11 protein-coding genes are annotated in these 16,817 nt (G+C 43.7%); 5 read left to right on the top strand and 6 right to left on the bottom strand.

All coding sequences use genetic code 11. The features are described 5' to 3' along the window. Window positions 1–7: 7 nt before the first annotated feature. Window positions 8–3,280 carry a SusC/RagA family TonB-linked outer membrane protein gene (locus tag GKS34_RS19335; protein ID WP_163386633.1) on the bottom strand — a complete coding sequence of 1,091 codons (3,273 nt, stop codon included), beginning with the start codon at window positions 3,278–3,280 and terminating at the stop codon, window positions 8–10. A 777-nt stretch (window positions 3,281–4,057) separates the two neighbouring features. On the opposite strand from GKS34_RS19335, the gene GKS34_RS19330 reads away from it, so the two are divergent. The 4 genes from GKS34_RS19330 to GKS34_RS19315 all read left to right on the top strand — a co-directional run bounded on the left by GKS34_RS19330 (window position 4,058) and on the right by GKS34_RS19315 (window position 7,373). Next, window positions 4,058–4,771, top strand: a complete 714-nt coding sequence (locus tag GKS34_RS19330; protein WP_163386632.1) for an NUDIX hydrolase — start codon at window positions 4,058–4,060, stop codon at window positions 4,769–4,771. After that, window positions 4,746–6,242, top strand: coding sequence for an alpha/beta hydrolase family protein (locus GKS34_RS19325; protein ID WP_163386631.1), 1,497 nt, complete (start codon window positions 4,746–4,748; stop codon window positions 6,240–6,242). Before GKS34_RS19330 ends, GKS34_RS19325 begins: the two co-directional genes overlap by 26 nt. Continuing rightward, complete coding sequence (locus tag GKS34_RS19320) at window positions 6,239–6,751, top strand: DUF1905 domain-containing protein (RefSeq protein ID WP_163386630.1); 513 nt, start codon at window positions 6,239–6,241, stop codon at window positions 6,749–6,751. The genes GKS34_RS19325 and GKS34_RS19320 overlap by 4 nt, the downstream gene beginning before the upstream one ends. A gap of 184 nt (window positions 6,752–6,935) precedes the next feature. Next, window positions 6,936–7,373, top strand: coding sequence for a DUF6526 family protein (locus GKS34_RS19315; RefSeq protein ID WP_163386629.1), 438 nt, complete (start codon window positions 6,936–6,938; stop codon window positions 7,371–7,373). A gap of 44 nt (window positions 7,374–7,417) precedes the next feature. Here the strand turns inward: GKS34_RS19315 and GKS34_RS19310 are convergent, their stop codons facing one another. From GKS34_RS19310 to GKS34_RS19295, 4 genes are all read right to left on the bottom strand, one after another. Further along, window positions 7,418–9,592: a bifunctional alpha,alpha-trehalose-phosphate synthase (UDP-forming)/trehalose-phosphatase gene (locus GKS34_RS19310; protein ID WP_163386628.1), complete on the bottom strand. Its 2,175-nt coding sequence runs from the start codon at window positions 9,590–9,592 to the stop codon at window positions 7,418–7,420. Window positions 9,593–9,738: 146 nt separating this feature from the next. Continuing rightward, on the bottom strand, window positions 9,739–10,098 hold the full coding sequence (locus GKS34_RS19305) for a hypothetical protein (protein ID WP_163386627.1): 360 nt from the start codon (window positions 10,096–10,098) through the stop codon (window positions 9,739–9,741). A 1-nt stretch (window position 10,099) separates the two neighbouring features. Further along, window positions 10,100–12,511 (bottom strand): penicillin acylase family protein, encoded by a 2,412-nt coding sequence (locus GKS34_RS19300; protein WP_163386626.1) that lies wholly within the window; start codon window positions 12,509–12,511, stop codon window positions 10,100–10,102. Then, window positions 12,508–13,077: a DUF2911 domain-containing protein gene (locus tag GKS34_RS19295; protein ID WP_240459373.1), complete on the bottom strand. Its 570-nt coding sequence runs from the start codon at window positions 13,075–13,077 to the stop codon at window positions 12,508–12,510. The genes GKS34_RS19300 and GKS34_RS19295 overlap by 4 nt, the downstream gene beginning before the upstream one ends. A gap of 281 nt (window positions 13,078–13,358) precedes the next feature. On the opposite strand from GKS34_RS19295, the gene GKS34_RS19290 reads away from it, so the two are divergent. After that, on the top strand, window positions 13,359–14,396 hold the full coding sequence (locus tag GKS34_RS19290; protein WP_163386624.1) for an endonuclease/exonuclease/phosphatase family protein: 1,038 nt from the start codon (window positions 13,359–13,361) through the stop codon (window positions 14,394–14,396). Here the strand turns inward: GKS34_RS19290 and GKS34_RS19285 are convergent. Beyond that, window positions 14,365–16,656, bottom strand: coding sequence for an efflux RND transporter permease subunit (locus GKS34_RS19285; protein ID WP_163386623.1), 2,292 nt, complete (start codon window positions 16,654–16,656; stop codon window positions 14,365–14,367). The two genes, GKS34_RS19290 and GKS34_RS19285, sit on opposite strands and share 32 nt — an antisense overlap. Window positions 16,657–16,817 lie beyond the last annotated feature (161 nt).

Raw genomic sequence — 16,817 nt, 5'->3', positions numbered from 1 at the left:
TTTTTTATTAGAAGGTTATTCTCGCACCGAGTGTATACACACGTTGCATTGGATACTCGATTGCTCCTGAATAAATGGACTCAGGATCCAATGGCTTACGTATAGGAGAATATTCCCAAAGGTTCATGCCTGCAAAATAGATGTTCGCATTTTGAAAGCCGATTGTAGACATCCAGCTGGCAGGTAAATTATAGCTCAGGTTGACATTTTTCAAACGGATATAAGCGGCATTCTGCAAAAACCTTGTTTGAGTCTGGATATTCTTTTTATCATTGGTAGAGATATGGGGATGTGGAAAATAGGCATCCCTATTGTCTTCAGTCCAGGAGTCGGTAATAAAATACTTCTCTACATGTCCGGCATTGAATGGGAAAAACCAAGTCCAGTTACCGGAAGTGGGGAAGTGATCTCTTTTTCCTACGCCCTGAAAGAACAAATTCAAATTGAAATTCCTCCATTGCAGGTTATTATTGATTCCGAAACTATATCGTGGAGTTTCATTACCAATGACCCTTCTGTCTCCAGGTTCGGAAAGCGTGTTATTACCAGGTGAAATCACGCCATCACCGTTCAGGTCAGCGTATTGGATGTCTCCCGGTCTCCAGTTGGCTCCCAGTCGGGATTGATCGGCATGGTTATCCACCGCTTCCTGCGTTTGGAATATACCAACGGTCTCATATCCCCAAATTTCGCCCAATTGTTGACCTACATAATATTGGTTAATCACTCCCTCAGGGTTAATGAATTTGGTGATTTCTGCCGTCCAGTCTGACAATGCCAGCGTAACATCATAATTCAAGTCATCCCTAACCTGGTCTCTCCAGGTTAATGCCAATTCCCATCCTGTGGTTTTCAGGTCAGCCGCATTGGATTGCGGCGCACCAGTTCCCAATATGGAGGGATATTGCTGTCTCATCAGCATGTCTTTGGTTTCCCTTGAAAAGACATCAAAGGATGCATCAATTTTACCTCCAAATAAAGTAAAATCAAGTCCAATGTTCTGTGAAACTACCGTTTCCCAGGTCAGGGTCGGACTTACCAATCCAGCAGGAGACACATAGGGTGTACGCTGCCCGGCACTCATCATATAAGGGGATTGACCCGTACCCAGGGTAGGAATATAGGGGTAATAATTATTACCTAATAATTGGTTACCTAAAGTTCCATAAGATGCTCTTAACTTTAATTCGTCCATCCAACTGCTGGTTCCTGCCATCCAGTTTTCATTGGAAATTCTCCAACCTGCAGAAAAAGAGGGGAAGAAGCCGAATCGGCTTTCTTGAGGAAATCGGGAAGTACCATCATACCGGCCATTAGCTTCCACAAGAAATCGTTCGTCAAAGATATAATTTACCCGGTAGAAAGCACCCCTTAACGAAACATGGCTGCTGCTTCCATAAGTCTGTTGCAAACCAATGGTGGCATTCAAATCCGTAATCAAAGGGGTTAGCAAGGTGTTGGCCTGTGCCCGGATATATTTGTTTTGTCCCCACTCCTGATTAAAACCAACCATGGTGTTCAGGCTGTGTCTTTCCGGAAGGGGAAACTGATAATCTGCATAGGCATTGAAAACATAATACTGGTTATAATTACTCTGTTCATCAATAAAATCGTTACCACTGAAACCATTACTGACCAGGTTATCTGCCAGCAGGTTGTTATCAACAATTTCTATTTTACTTGCCACATTCTGCTCACTTCTGTGAAAGAAATTATACGAGAAATTGGACTTGATGGTAAGGCCTTCTACAGGCGTAAGCGTAACTCCCTGCGTCAACCAGATATCATTATTGGTCCAGGTAGATCTTCCTCCATCTTCCAGGTAGGGCCAAAAATTGGTGCCACCAAAATACATGCCTATGTATTGTTCGTACTGCTCCCGGTCACCCGGTTCGATATAAAAAGGAAGGTCTGGAAACTGAATGGGCATAATCGGATTCACCCTGGCCAGAGAGTTGATATTCACATCCCAGTTATAGAAATAAGGCTTATCACTCTGTTGGGAATTGACCACAATTTTCTCATCTAAGGTCATCCAATCTGTTACCTTGAATTCCCCTTTCATCAGAATGTTGTATCGTTTGAAATTTTCGTTGCGATCAGAGTTCAGGTAACCATCTTTATTCAAGTGACCAAAGGAAACGAAATAATTGGAATTTTCGGATCCACCGGAAATGGATAAATCATGCTGCTGCGTGGGTGCAAAATCAGTCATGATATCATTCTGATAATTGTTGAATCCGTAGAAGCGCAGGTTTCCGTCGACTACACCCCATTCGTTTTCAGGGATGGGGTTTTCGGACCACCTTCGGGTACCTTCCACCATGTCATCATCGTAACTCGGCACCCCGTTGGTTCGTATATTAGCCAGATTTCTGGCTTGCACAAAGTCGTATGGATCCGTAACTGGATCCATATTGAAGATGGGTTTTGCCAGAGAAAACTGGCTGTTTAAGGATACCCTTGTTTTACCGGCTTTTCCGCTTTTGGTAGTCACCAATACTACTCCAAAAGCAGCCCTCGCTCCATATACGGCAGCTGCGGCCGCATCCTTCAATACGGATACACTCTCAATATCATTGGGATTGATCCTGTTTAAATCCATGGGAACATTATCCACCAAAATCAAAGGAGATCCTCCATTGATGGACTGAAATCCCCGGATATTAAAAGACGGACTTTGGGCCGGATCTCCGTTTCGTGGAGTAATGTTCAGGTTAGGAATTACTCCCTGCAAACCTTCTGCTACATTGGCGATCGGTCGGTTCTGGAGCCGCTCCCCGTCAGCAACACCTACAGCACCTGTCAGGTTTACCTTCTCCTGTGTACCATAGCCTACAACTACCACCTCATCCAAGGCTTGCAAACTTTCTACCAAGGTGATATTAATGGTTTGCCGGTTTCCTACTTCTACCGTCTGGCTATCAAAGCCAATAAAAGAAAACACCAGGGTGGAACCGTCAGGAACGGTAATGGTATATTTTCCGTCCAGATCCGTGGCGGTACCAGTAGTGGTTCCTGGCACCGATACGGTGGCTCCGGGAATGGGCTGTCCATTTTCATCGGTTACCGTACCAGATACGGTAATATCAAATTCTTTTTGGGTTTTCTCCACGCTTCTGATGGAGGCTCTGTCTGGCACATTCACTGCCATATTTTCGAGATTCCTGTCCAATTGCTGTCCCTGCACCACAAAGCTGCCGGAAATCAGGTAAAACAGGATTGCCGCCAGGCATGACATCGATTTCATCAGGCGACAATAAAGTAAAGGTTTTTTCATAATGGATTGTTGTTAATTGTTAGATTTTTCAGGAATGCTAGTTCCTAATAGATTTGTGTTCGTTTGTCACGAATTCGTTTTTCATAGGCAATTCGTTTTGTTGATGAACGGTTTATTTAATACATGAAAAACAAAATAACGGTTTGTTTTTATAGTTTATAATGAATATGAATAGAATTAAATTTTGATAAATGTCAATATTAATAATTTATCGTAAGCGATACTGCTATTATTGGGGCGATTTCTTTTATATTCTACCGAATTATATGGATTTTATTATCAAGAAAAAAATTATCCGAGATTTTTTTTTATAACTAAGAATCTTGTTTAAAAAAAGAAACCGTTGAAGAGGGATCGCTGATTTTTGCCTCTGCCTATAAATATAGATGGTTTAAAAACCAGCATTTTGCTGCCTTTTTGTATTTACACTCCTTCTCCAAAGGCAATCTGTACCGTGGAACTGCCTTATTAAAAAGAGTCGTTGAACAACACGTAGGGTGTCACCCTATCACAGACCTGAACGCTTCTCCCTGTAAAAACCATTGTTTGATTTTATGGGCGGCATTTCCATAATCCGGCTATTTTTTTTTTAATTGTAAGAGTGACATTTGAAAAAAATTAAGTAAACTTAAGCCTGGGTATTACCAATAGATAATTTATGGGTAGGTAATTAGGCAGTAGAAATCCTACAAAATGGCCTATTTGCTGGTTCAAAAGTAAATATTACTTAAAGCAAAAGTCACTAACGGTAGACATTGATTAATAGAAAGGTGAATTATGATTAAATATTCCAGTCAGACCAGAGTATTGGTAGCAGTGGATTGCATTATTTTTGGGTTTGACGGTCAAGACTACAAATTATTACTGGTTCAGCGGGGATTTGCTCCGGAAAAAGAAAAGTGGAGCCTGATGGGTGGTTTCCTTCAGCCCACAGAATCACTTGATCAAGCTGCCACCCGAATATTAAAACAGCTAACGGGGTTGGAAAACGTTTATTTGGACCAAATGCATACGTTTAGCCACCCGAACCGGGATCCGGTAGAAAGGGTGGTCGGCGTGGTTTACATGGCCCTGATCGATATTGAAAAATACGAAAAACAAATCAACGATGATTTCCATGCCCGCTGGTTTTTAATGAAAGAATTACCCCAACTGATTTTTGACCATGAGGAAATGGTGCAAATGGCCCTTAATCGACTTCGCTACAAAGCATCGCTACACCCTATTTTGTTTGAATTACTTCCCGAAAAATTTACCTTGCCGCAATTGCAGGCTTTATACGAAGGACTCTTTGACACCAAGATCGACAAACGAAATTTTACCCGGAAACTGTTGTCCAGTAATATCCTGAAGAAGATAAATGAAAAGGATAAATCTACTTCGAAAAAAGGTGCTTATTTTTATACGCTAAACGAGACCATTTACAAAGACAATGGTCAAAATATGCTAAACCTGATCCCCAAAAATGAAATGCCTGCAATTCTGGAATAAATTTTCCTTATGTAATGGAGAAGGATACGGGGCTTTTTCACCCGGCAGCCGTTCATTATTATGTTCATTCTATGTAGCGTTATTTTGCTGTGTTGCCTCAGGACTATTTGCCCAAAATCAAAAAATTAGCGGATCCTGGAGAGGAGAATTGGATCTGGGTATCCAAAAACTCCCACTGGTTTTTCATTTTCAGGCCCAAGGTGACGCCTGGGAGGGAACGCTGGACAGCCCCCAGCAAAATGCCACCGGGATACCCATTTCAGAAATACGCTTTGAAGATCCCATGCTTTTCCTACGGATTGACACCATCGGGGCAAGCTACGAAGCAATTTTAAGTGGTGAGATACTTCAGGGTACCTTCAAGCAGGCGGGAATGGAATTGCCCCTCTCCTTTCGCCCCCAAAAGGGGGAGGATACCCAAACTTTCAAGCGGCCGCAAACCCCACAAGGTCCTTTCTCTTACGATATTGTTCATACCGGGTTTTTGAATCAGGCTGAGAATATATTGCTAAGGGGAACCCTTACCCTCCCAACAGGAACGGGGCCCTTCCCTGGAGTCATTTTGGTAAGTGGATCAGGCCCTCAAAACCGCAATGGAGAAGTTTTTTCCCACCAGCCACTATGGGTACTGGCGGATTACCTGACCCGAAAAGGAATTGCTGTTTTGCGTTACGATGACCGGGGCGTGGGCGAATCAGAAGGGGTTTTTAAACAAGCAACTACTCGTGATTTAATGACAGATGCCTGGGCCGCTCTGCGGAAACTAAAAACCATACCAAAGGTAGATACCCTGCGACTGGGTGTCATCGGACACAGTGAAGGAGGCCTTATCGCCTGGATGATGGCAGCAGAACAGTCTAAAGACCTGTCTTTTATCGCTGCACTAGCTCCTCCGGTCGTTCCGATTGATGAATTAATGGCGCAACAAACTTATGACCTGGTCATGGCCTCCGGAGCATCTGAAGAATTAGCGTTGGAACAAATGCAAACCAACCGGAAGCTTTACCAAGTGATTAAAAATGCCTCTGACCAAGCCGAGGCGAAAGCACAATTAACACCGCTACTGGATACTCTTTTTCTGTCTACCAATCCGGATACCTCCGCGCTAGCGGCCGAAAGAAAACGTCTGTACGAGCAATATGCCCCATTGACCTCTCCCTGGTTTTTTCATTTTATTAAAATAGAGCCCGAGGCATTTATTCGAACTATTCAAATCCCTGCCTGGGTTGCTTTTGGAAAAAAGGACCGGCAAGTAAGCGCAGCGATCAATAGACAAGCCCTCGAGGCAATGGACAAAGCCTCCTTTGACATCCACAGTTTTGAAAATCTGAACCATTTGTTTCAATCTGCTCCCACCGGAGCCGTATCCGAATACGGCGAAATCGAGGAAACCATGAACGAACCGATGCTGGATAAGCTGGCAACATGGATACGTCAACAGCCTACAAATAAAACACGCTCTTCCCCATGAAACACGCTTTTCAGAGCGAACTGAAGAATTTTCATTCGGAATTGTGGCAATATCACCTTCCCGTTCCGGAGGAAGTGGTCCGTGAGCTTACCCGGGAAGGGAACAAACGAATCATTTGCACGCTAAATGATAGCCATACTTTTTCTGCAGCCTTGATGAAATGCAAGGATTATTGGTTTGTTTTGGTCAACAAAAAAGTAAAAACGACCCTTCACTTGAGTACGGAATCGCCCGTGCAGGTAAGTTTGGAGCCAGATGTTTCGGAATTTGGTCACTCCATGCCCGAACCCTTGCAACTCCTGTTGGAGCAGGACGAACTATTCAGCAAACACTTTTATGCCCTCCCCAAAGGAAAACAACGAAGTTTGGTTTACCTAGCGGGAAAGGTAAAAAATCCGCAAAGCCAATTAAATAAAGCATTAGCCATCATGACTCATTTAAAGGATACCGGGGGGCAACTGAACTTTAAACAATTAAACGAGAAAATCATTTATTTCAACAACCTATAAGATTTGGCGAATTTTCTTTCTCGGGACCTCTTACAAAGTACTGTTTTACTACTATTTGCATGGTTTAACAAATGCTCATTTGCCCCCTGACCATGCTATTAAAACGAAATCGAACTGATTCCTCCTACAGAATTCCTATTTTTGCGATGAATCAAACAGGTGGCCTCTAACCAAATTCATTACCATGCAAAACTACGCCAACCATAGCCGATATTACCCTTTGCACCATTATGTCGTTACTCCTCTTACGCTGATTTTACTCTCCTGGTCTTTTTGGAACCTGGCAGAAGCATTTGCGGCAGGTGGGGATTGGCTGCACGGCCTGTACCTGTCTTTAGGAGCGTTAGTCCTTTTTTTGCTCCCCATTATGTCACGGATCTATGCTTTGAAAAATCAAAACCGCATCATCCGGCTCGAAATGAGGTTGCGGTATTTCCAGCTTTCCGGCAAACCATTTTTACATTTGGAAAGGAAACTGACTATGAAGCAGCTCATAGCCCTGCGATTTGCTGGCAGCAAGGAACTCATCCCACTGATAGACAGAGCCATTCAGGAAAACCTAAGCCCAAGGGAGATAAAAAAATCCATTAAAGACTGGCAAGGGGATTATATGAGGGTCTAAACGCAAATGGCGCCCTGATTCGGGACACCATTTGAAATTAGGGACTATTCAATTAGCTTATTCAGCAAATTGCGGACTTCTTTAGGGTTTTTGATGTTGTAATTTGCCTGGGTATACGCGTACCCTACGCGGATGGTATAGGCACTTTTAGGCATGGCTTTAAAGGTGTCTTCATCGGTCCAGTCATCTCCCAGAGCCATCACAAAATCGTATTCTTCTCCTCTCATCATGGATAGAGCGGCGCGGCCTTTATTGATATCGGGTCTTTTGATTTCCAGGACCATGTTTCCTTCCAGCACCTGCAAGTTATGGCCTCGGGCCATGTATTTGAGGTGACTGAATAATTCCCTCATTCGCAAATCACCCAAGCCACTCTCAACTTTCCGATAGTGCCATACCAGGGAATGGTGCTTTTCTTCGATAAAGGCCCCCGGTGTTCGTAATACGTAATACTCCATCACTTGCCGGATATCCCCTTTCCAACTATCGTCAACATCCGCATACAAGACCCAGTCTTCCTCCTGGTCCTTCTTTTTGAGCCAAACACCATGCTCGGCAATCATATCCACGGCCTGACCTTTAAACCATTCGCCTAGGGTCTCTTTATCCCGTCCACTGATGATTACCACCTGGCATATCTTGGAAAGAGTGGCTACCAGGGACTTGAGTTCCTCGTCCGGAAAAGCATCCTGAGGGCGACTTTTGAATCCCACTAAGGTACCATCATAATCTAGAAATACGATGGGACGTTTCGCAGCCTTAAAAGACTCGACCAATTGCGCTAGTATTTTCCGATCCAATGCTTTGGATTCCAACTCGGTTTGCCTTTCCTTAACGTGCTTAAGCCGGTCCATAAACACCTTCACCCATTGAAAAATATCGTATTTTTTGAGGCTGGATTGCATGGAACTTATCCGCAGCTCTTGCTCTTCTTCGTCCATTGAAAGGGCTTCTACGATGGCGTTAACCACACCTTCCTGATTGTTAGGATTGACCAGTATGGCATCCACCAGCTCCTTACTCGCACCGGCCATTTCTGAAAGGATTAACACCCCTTTTTTATGCGTTTTACTGGCAACAAATTCCTTACATACCAGATTCATCCCATCTCGTAGCGGTGTGACAAGGGCAATATCGGACATGGTATAGAAGGCACTCAATTCGTTGAAAGGGAAACTCCTGTAAAAATAATGCACCGGCACCCAATTTAAGGTTGAGAACTTGCTGTTGATCCCTCCCACCAGGGTATCGATCTCTTCTTTCAGTACCTGATACGATCTTACTTTGTCCCGGGAAGGCACTACCACCATGATCATGGAAACCTTGCCATGGAATTCCGGGTGGTCTTCCAATAGTTGGGTAAATGCCTTAATCCGTTGCGGAATCCCTTTGGAATAGTCCAAACGATCTATGGTGATCAATAATTTCTGATCACCGAGCATTTCTTTAAATTTCTTTACATGGTTCAGCGTCTTTTTACTTTCCGCTGCTTTGGAAAATTTTTCATAATCAATGCCCATAGGAAAAGCATCCACATTGATCAACCGGTTATCTGCCTGAATAAAACCACTTTCATTGGAAAGCCCCAGAATACGCCCCACGGAACTGAGGAAGTGGCGCATGTCGTCATAGGTATGAAATCCAATCAAATCGGATCCGACCATACCTTCCAGCATTTCCTTTCTCCATGGCAACATGCGGATGATCTCGTAAGAAGGAAAGGGTATGTGTTGAAAAAAGGCAATGGTGGCATTCGGAAGGTGATTCCGGAGCATCATCGGTAGGAGCAGTAATTGGTAATCATGAACCCAGATGGTATCTTCCGGATTTGCCTTGGCCAGTATGGTATCACAAAATTTCTGGTTTACCCGTACATAGGCTTCCCAATACGAGTCTTCGTAATTGATATATTGGGTGAAATAATGGAAGGCAGGCCAAATGGTTTCGTTGCTGAATCCTTCGTAATAAAGCTCAACATCCTTTTTGGTTAAAAAAACAGGCGCCATTTTCAGCTTTTTCAACTCATCTACTATTTCATTTCGCTGCTCTTCATCGGCGACATCATTTCCAGGCCACCCCACCCATATATTTTCTCCCTCCTTGTAAATCGACCCTAGCCCGGTGGCCAATCCACCTGCACTGGGTTTAAATTCAAACTTTCCATTTTTATGTTGCAAGCTAATGGGCAGTCTATTGGAAACAATAATCGTTTTGGACATGTTTGGCTGTGGGTTGCTTGGTATAAAAAGATATTTAGGTAAGGTTCGTTAAAAACGCTTCTAACAACTTCTAATTTAATGAAAATGCCTTTATAAAAAAAACGAGGCCGGGTATTGGAGCCGGGACGGTTTTTCCCTGGTCGGATTTAATAAAATTGATTTCGCTGGAATAATTTCCACAGCAAATTACCTGTAAGGGCACTTGACCCTCCGATTAAAAAACCCAATAATGCGGTAATTCCCACCAAAAGTGCTCCATTTTCCATACCCATGATCCTGGCAATTATTTCCGGAAGCTCCGAATCGGTGGCCGACCAACTGATTAAAGGAACCAACAACCAAACCAAGCCAACCCCCAATGAGCCTGCTATAAACGCGTTGACCGCCGGGCCCCTCCAGGCTACGGCCAGCCCTCCAATCAGGATCATGACTACCCAATAGGGAAACAACCCTCCCAATCCGTAGGCGATGAGTGCATTTGTAAACAATTGAACGAATAGGCGCATTTTATTCTGGTTTAAAAAGTGTTTTGAAAAGCAATCCTTCCTCCTCCTGCGCTCTCTTCAGGTCCATGTTTAAATAGTCACCTGAAGCCCACTCGTCTATCATATGATCGTAGAACCGGCTCCCTGGATTTCCCGATTGACCACCAGGATATATACCAAAGGCGCGAATTTCAGGCCCCATTTCCACCACCATTCGCCAGCCAGGCCCCCAGTCTTCGCTGGTAGCATTTACTATATTTTTACCACCGCCTACCTGCAAATTTTTTCTTCCAAACGGCTCTAAATCGGGGAGGATATGAGCCAGGGTTGTACCCTTGTAATTTGCCCAGGTCAGCGAATCCACAGAAATTCCCAGTCCATCCATCTCTTCCACCATCACTTCAAATCCCTTACCAATCCAATGCCCTGCCCGTTCTTGCTGCTCTGTAGAGGGATCATCAAACCAAGGAGCGGATGGTTCTTGCCGAAGCGACTGGGAAAGCACATACTTATTGGGATAGACAAGGGGCAGTTGAGTCGGGTTCCAGGACCTGAACAAGGCCGTTTGCAAGTTATTCCACCAGGAATTAAAAATCGCAGGAGCAGGAATATCCGCATTGGCATCAAAATCCCAGGCCTGTAAGGGCGCGATCCATTTTTGGTACCGGGGTGTTTGGTAACTGCTATCCAGATTTTCCAGGAGAAAAGGTAAAATTTCGGAAGCATGCAAGTCAAAATTATCCAATTGAAGGTCCATCATATCCTCCGTCGAAATGGCCTGCATTTCAGATAAACGTGCATGAATCCTCCGGTTTCGAAAATACTCGAATTCATCAGCAAAGACATAATAGGGATAGTTCTCGGAAGCAGGGTGTTGATTGGCCGACATGACGAAGCCACGATCTGGATTAAATTCCCTTACTTGATGTTCCTGCGGAATCCAGCCCTGCCATTCAAAATCCGGATCACTGCCATCCATCAGGTATTTTCCCTGACCATTCCATTTAATAGGAAATTTTCCCTGAACTGCCATGGCGATGTTCCCGTCAATATCGGCAAACGCAAAATTCTGGGCAGGAGCGGCGTAACTGGAAAGGGCTTCTAAAAAATCATCGTAATTCCCTGCTTGATTCAAATCAAGAAACGTCCTTTGCTCATTGGAACCCTCAAGTGCAGTCCATTTCAAGGCAAAATTGATCGGTTTTCCCTCTGTAAGAAAGTTTCTGTCATAAACCACCGGTCCATAATGCGTATAAATCACGGTATCAACAAAATCCGGCTGGCCTTTTATTTGGATGCTTTCCAACCGGGTGGTACTTTGAATCCACTGCCCGTTGTACAGGTATTCTTTCCGTGATTCGTCTTTAAACGTAATTTTATACCAGTCCTTTACATCTCTGTCAGCATTGGTCGTTCCCCAGGCTATTCGTTCATTAAAGCCGATGATAACACCCATTGCTCCAGGTAGGCTCGCTCCTTTTACTAAATATTCCGGCGTACTTAACTGAATCGCATACCAAAGGGAGGGCAGGTTTAGGGCCAAATGGGGATCATTGGCAAGAATCGGATTTCCACTTTCTGTTTTACTTCCGGACACCGCCCAATTATTCGATCCGTATCCGGATTCTTTTCCTGGCAGTTCGCGAGTAACCAAGCTCGAATCGGGGTAGTTCTGTTCAGGGACAGGAACCGTTTCCGGTTGGAAATCCCAGTTTTCCTTCGATACTACAGGGAGCGTTCCCTCGGGGTACTCCGGAAACAACTGCTGCATCCAGCTTTCGCCAAAAAGATTTCTAAAATTGGTATAGGCCAAATCCCGGTCTCCAGACAAGGTCTCCGCCATATTCATTAAAAAGATAAGGGTCTTGTACGGGCTCCAGGGTTCTGGGTGGTAGTCCAGCAATTTGTATTCAATGGGAAAATCCCCGGGGGACAAATTACGGATATAAGCGTTTACTCCTTCGGCGTAAGATTGCATGAAACGAAGCACCTCCGGATCGGCTTTTTCTAAAAACGCTAATTTGTTTTCAGCACCAAACCCCAGCCCCTTCCTTCGCATTTCGCGGTCGTGATTCAACGCAACCTCTCCGACTACCTCTGATAGTCTTCCTTCGGCCGCGCGTACCTGAAATTCCATTTGCCATAACCTGTGGGCGGCCGTCACGTATCCCTGTACCCGAAACAAATCAGCCTCATTTTCTGCAAAAATATGGGGAACCAGATTCGTGTCATACTTAACTTGAACAGGGGCCATTAAGCCTTCCAAGTCCAGTTCCTCTATCGGATTTCGGTCTTCGCTGGACATATTTTGCCAAAATCCCCTGAAAGGATCAAAAACACTAGCGAGTGGAGGTAAACCGGCAAGATTTATGGATAAACCTACTGCCACCAGCAAAGTAAACATTAACGAAATAAAGAACCCGATGTATTTCATTCAATCGTGATCGGCAAAACTAGTTTTTCCCATTTTACTTCCAAACCATCAGAAACAACGTCAATGGACAGCCACTCCTGGCTTTCGTTAACCCAGGTAGGATCAACCTCAACACGTAATACGTCTTTCTCCTCGTCATACTGAAAATGCCCGTGCTCCAGATCCCAGTCAGAGTTAAAGATTACCGTCCAGGGGTCGTTTGCTCTGGGAATGGTAAAAAGAGAATATTTGCCAGGAGCCAATGGCTGCCCTTCTATCAGTACCTCCTCTTCCAGCGTGATATAGGTTGCCTCATTGGCACCGGTCCGCCACACCTCCTCGTAGGGAACCAGATCCCCCCAGATTGCACGGCCCTTAATGCCAGGTGAGCCGTATTGCACGGTTATGGACTTATTTCCGATTTCCCCCGAGGTTGTTTTAAGTGGACTGGCTCTTTCTTCTTCAGAAGCGGATTCCATCTCCGATCCTTCTTCCGATCCGGCGTTATTTGTTGAAGGTCCGGAACAGGACCAAATAAAAAATAACAGAAATAAACCAGACAGGTAGTAACTATTTTTTGTCATCATGTGCATGGGTGAACTTGTTTAATTTTATTCTAATTTATGTATTTTTTTTTGCCCTGCCACATCCATTCACTAGAATAACGCAGTAAAAATTAATCCAACGGCCATTTTGTATCCGGTTAATAAGGAAGAAAGGGCAGCACAATTGTTAAATCAAACTTTTGCTATAGAACAGAATACGATTGGATCTTAAAGTCTATTTTTGAATTGACCGTCAAAAAAAATAAATTTGTTGTTTCTTGTATATTTTTTTTACCAATTTGTGTTGAAATTTCAGCTACCCTATGCGTTTCATTATCGTTTCTTTCTTTTTTGTTTCCCTGCTCCTTTTTTTCAGTGTTCACGTATCGCCCGAAAGCTGGGATTATACGGGATTATTTTCCCTGATGATACCCGTTTTTATTTTACTAAACCTCTTCTTAATTGTACTGCTGCTATTTGGTAGATTTCGATTGATCCTTTTTCCTGTCCTTGCTCTGATAATTGGTTGGAAGTTTCTTTCGGTCACTTTTCAATGGAACAGTCCCGATACTGCTGCGGAAGGCTTTTCGGTTTTGAGTTACAATGTGATGTTATTTAATAATACTTGGGGCCCGAAAAAAGAAGAACTGATCGTAAACTCGGTGCAATGGGCCCGGGATAATCCTTCGGATATCAAATGTTTCCAGGAATTTTACCAGGATTTCACCACTCCTTCTAAAAATGCCCTTAAAATATTGAGTAAGGAAGGTGCTTACGAACATGCCTTTCTGCCGGTTGACGGTAACCCAAAAAAAAGAGCCTATGGTATCGCCATATTTAGCAAATTCCCCATTATCAATAGCGGTAAGGTTTTTGACAACAAAAAAAACAATGGGGCCATGTTTGCAGATATTAAAATCCGGAAAGATACCATTCGCGTTTACAACACCCACCTGGAGTCCATGAATATCCGGGCATCTGACCTGAATAACCTGGAAGGAATCAAAAGCCAATACCGTAGCACCATTAAAAAATTAAAAGAAGGAATAGAAATGCGAGCTTATCAAGCCCGAATTCTAAAAGACCATATAGAAAAAAGCCCTTATCCCGTCATTTTGGTGGGAGATTTCAACGATCTCCCCTACAGTTATACTTATTTTAGCTTTAAGGAAGTTCTGAAAAATGCGTTCGAGGAAATGGGAAGAGGGTTTGGTTTTACTTATAACAAAGTGCTATTCTTTCTTAGGATAGACAATATTTTTTTTGAGTCTCCTCTCAAAGTCCAGCAATTCCGTACACATAGGGAAGTAGACTACTCCGACCACTACCCTATTTCGGCAGTTTTTGCCTATCCTGAATAACCGCGCTGGTCCTTTTTTGAATCCATTTTTGAAGGTATTTCAATAGCACCGGTAGCCAAAATAGATCTGCCACTAAAGCAAAAAACAGGGCTAATCCCACCAAAACCCCTGTAAACCAAGCGATTTCCAAATTACTGAAAGCCAACACTAAAAATCCGGAAGAAAGGATAATGGTCGTAAGTATGATCGCTTTGCCTGTGGTAAGAAAGGTAACGCAGAGCGATTTCTCGAAAGAAAGCCCTTTGGCTAGTTGCATGCGAAGGCTGCTTAGAAAATGAATGCTGTCGTCCACGGCGATTCCAAAAGCAATCGCAAATACAATGGACGTGGATAATTTGAAATCAACGTCCAACAAAAACATTACACCGCCAACCCATACCAAAGGAATGACGTTCGGAAGCAATGCAATAAGCGCAACTCTCCAGGACTTGTAAAGCAAGCCTATCACCAAAACCACCAACAAAAAGGCGAATCCCAATCCTGAAAAAACTTTCTGAGTAACCTGTTCGTGACTTTTATCGATCAGAAAGGAAGTACCGGTTAGCCGTACCTGTAGCAAATTTTCGTCCACTTCATTGGCTACAAATGCGCTTAGTTTTTCGTGCTGCTGGTACCCTATAAAGCTTCCCACATCCTTGGCACGAGCCGAAATTCTACCGGCTTTTTTATTTTCCGTCCACAATTTCCATTCGTTTTCATTTATCCATCGCTCCATTACCGGGACCATTCGTTCATAACCAGCCTCTGAAGGCAAGGTGTAGGCATTTGGATTCCCCCTATTTTGTGCCTTATTTATTCCCTTCACAAGAGTGAGTGGAGACAATATAGCTCCCGTAGCGTAATTATTACTTATAAAATCCTCCAGTTTTTTTATTTCCTGCATGACGGCATAGTCAAATATTCCCCTTTCGGGATCCCCTACTTCCAAAAAAACTTCCAAAGGCTTCGACCCGTCAAAGGTTTGATCAAAAAATCGAAAATCCTCTTTTAGAGGGTGATCTTGGGGTAAGCTATCCACGATGTAGCCATTGGTTTTCACCTGGGACATAAAATATCCAGCAACCAAACTAATAACTACAAAAATCAAGGAAATGCGGCTCCCCTTGGTAATCACTTTTTTGAAAACCAAGCCCAATACCCGATCCCAGCGTCGGGCCCATACCTGGTTTTTAGGCGATGAAAGTGGTGGAAATACCAGCAAGGCCCAAGGCAGAAGGGTAACCAAAGCCAGAAACATAAAAAGAACTCCCAACCCAGTGTAGACACCAAACCACCGCAAGCTGTAAATATTGGTAAAATATAAAGAAAGAAACCCCAGGGAAGTCGTCAACGCCGTCAAAAATACGGGAAGGGTTAACTCCTTACACATAGCGAAAACTGCCTTTTCTTTTGGAAAGGAGTCCCGCAGGGATTGTTGATAGTGATTTAAAAAATGAACCAGGCCACTTAACCCAATGACCATTAGGATCGGAGGCTGCATGACCAGCATTACATCCAGTTGCCCTCCAGTAGCCAACAGAAAAGAACCCGCCCAAAAAACGCCCATAACGATGATTATGAAAGGAAGCAGAACCGCCCACCAACTGCGGTACAATGCCCATAACAATAGCAACACCCAGATAACCGCCAAGCCAAGAAAAAGCGTAAACTCTTCCTGAAGCAAGCTGACGAATTCTCCCTGTGCTCTTATTTTTCCCGCAATTTTATAATCCGGAAGGCCTGCGTTCTGCACCGCATCTTCGATAGACCGGTAAAGGGAATCACCAGCTTCCTTCCCGATAAGTTGTTGATTCCTTATCACCAATAAAAGGTACTTCTGGTTTTCGCTAATCAGGCTTCCCTGCCATTGTCCGCCCTCAGAAAGTTTTTCGGCTGTCTGGGACAGCGCTTCAGGAGAAGACCAATCCATTAATGGTCTGAGGCTAACCCCAAAGGGGCTGATCCGAGGTTCATTCATGCGGAGCAAAGAATTTACCTCCTCTACCCCGTCGAATTCCCTGATTTTATTTTCCAATTGCAAGGCTTTTTCAAGGAAAAGGCTATCGTAGATATCCGGTCGCCTTCCCAGAGCCAGGAGAAGGTAATCGTTGTCATTTTCGAAGGTGGACCGGTATTCCTGATAAAATTCCAGATCCGCATCCCCTTGTTGAAAAAAATTTTCAAAATCATAATTAAATCGCAGTCCATCCCAGCTATAAACAAAAAATACGGTGAGTGCGATGGCACCTACCAGTCTCCAAAAAGCCTTTCGTTCAGTCATGGTTCTATTTCCTTTCCCCTTCCAATATTTACTAATAACCGGTAACAAGGATAAACGGTTTGGCGACCGTCTTAATTTGCTTTATTTTAGAGCAAAAATTTAGAAACAAATGAAATTGAGCATGACGAAAACGTCACACGGAGGGATGATTATAAAGCATG

The organism is Cyclobacterium jeungdonense (assembly GCF_010994275.1).
GTDB classification, from domain to species: Bacteria; Bacteroidota; Bacteroidia; order Cytophagales; family Cyclobacteriaceae; genus Cyclobacterium; species Cyclobacterium jeungdonense.
Note: the sequence above shows the minus strand (reverse complement) of the source record. Positions and strands in the feature narration are given on the sequence as shown.

Excerpts from the sequence above, each read along its gene's own strand:
- GKS34_RS19335 (WP_163386633.1), bottom strand. The coding sequence starts at position 3,280 with ATGAAAAAACCTTTACTTTATTGTCGCCTGATGAAATCGATGTCATGC.
- GKS34_RS19330 (WP_163386632.1), top strand. The coding sequence starts at position 4,058 with ATGATTAAATATTCCAGTCAGACCAGAGTATTGGTAGCAGTGGATTGC.
- GKS34_RS19325 (WP_163386631.1), top strand. The coding sequence starts at position 4,746 with ATGAAATGCCTGCAATTCTGGAATAAATTTTCCTTATGTAATGGAGAA.
- GKS34_RS19320 (WP_163386630.1), top strand. The coding sequence starts at position 6,239 with ATGAAACACGCTTTTCAGAGCGAACTGAAGAATTTTCATTCGGAATTG.
- GKS34_RS19315 (WP_163386629.1), top strand. The coding sequence starts at position 6,936 with ATGCAAAACTACGCCAACCATAGCCGATATTACCCTTTGCACCATTAT.
- GKS34_RS19310 (WP_163386628.1), bottom strand. The coding sequence starts at position 9,592 with ATGTCCAAAACGATTATTGTTTCCAATAGACTGCCCATTAGCTTGCAA.
- GKS34_RS19305 (WP_163386627.1), bottom strand. The coding sequence starts at position 10,098 with ATGCGCCTATTCGTTCAATTGTTTACAAATGCACTCATCGCCTACGGA.
- GKS34_RS19300 (WP_163386626.1), bottom strand. The coding sequence starts at position 12,511 with ATGAAATACATCGGGTTCTTTATTTCGTTAATGTTTACTTTGCTGGTG.
- GKS34_RS19295 (WP_240459373.1), bottom strand. The coding sequence starts at position 13,077 with ATGATGACAAAAAATAGTTACTACCTGTCTGGTTTATTTCTGTTATTT.
- GKS34_RS19290 (WP_163386624.1), top strand. The coding sequence starts at position 13,359 with ATGCGTTTCATTATCGTTTCTTTCTTTTTTGTTTCCCTGCTCCTTTTT.
- GKS34_RS19285 (WP_163386623.1), bottom strand. The coding sequence starts at position 16,656 with ATGACTGAACGAAAGGCTTTTTGGAGACTGGTAGGTGCCATCGCACTC.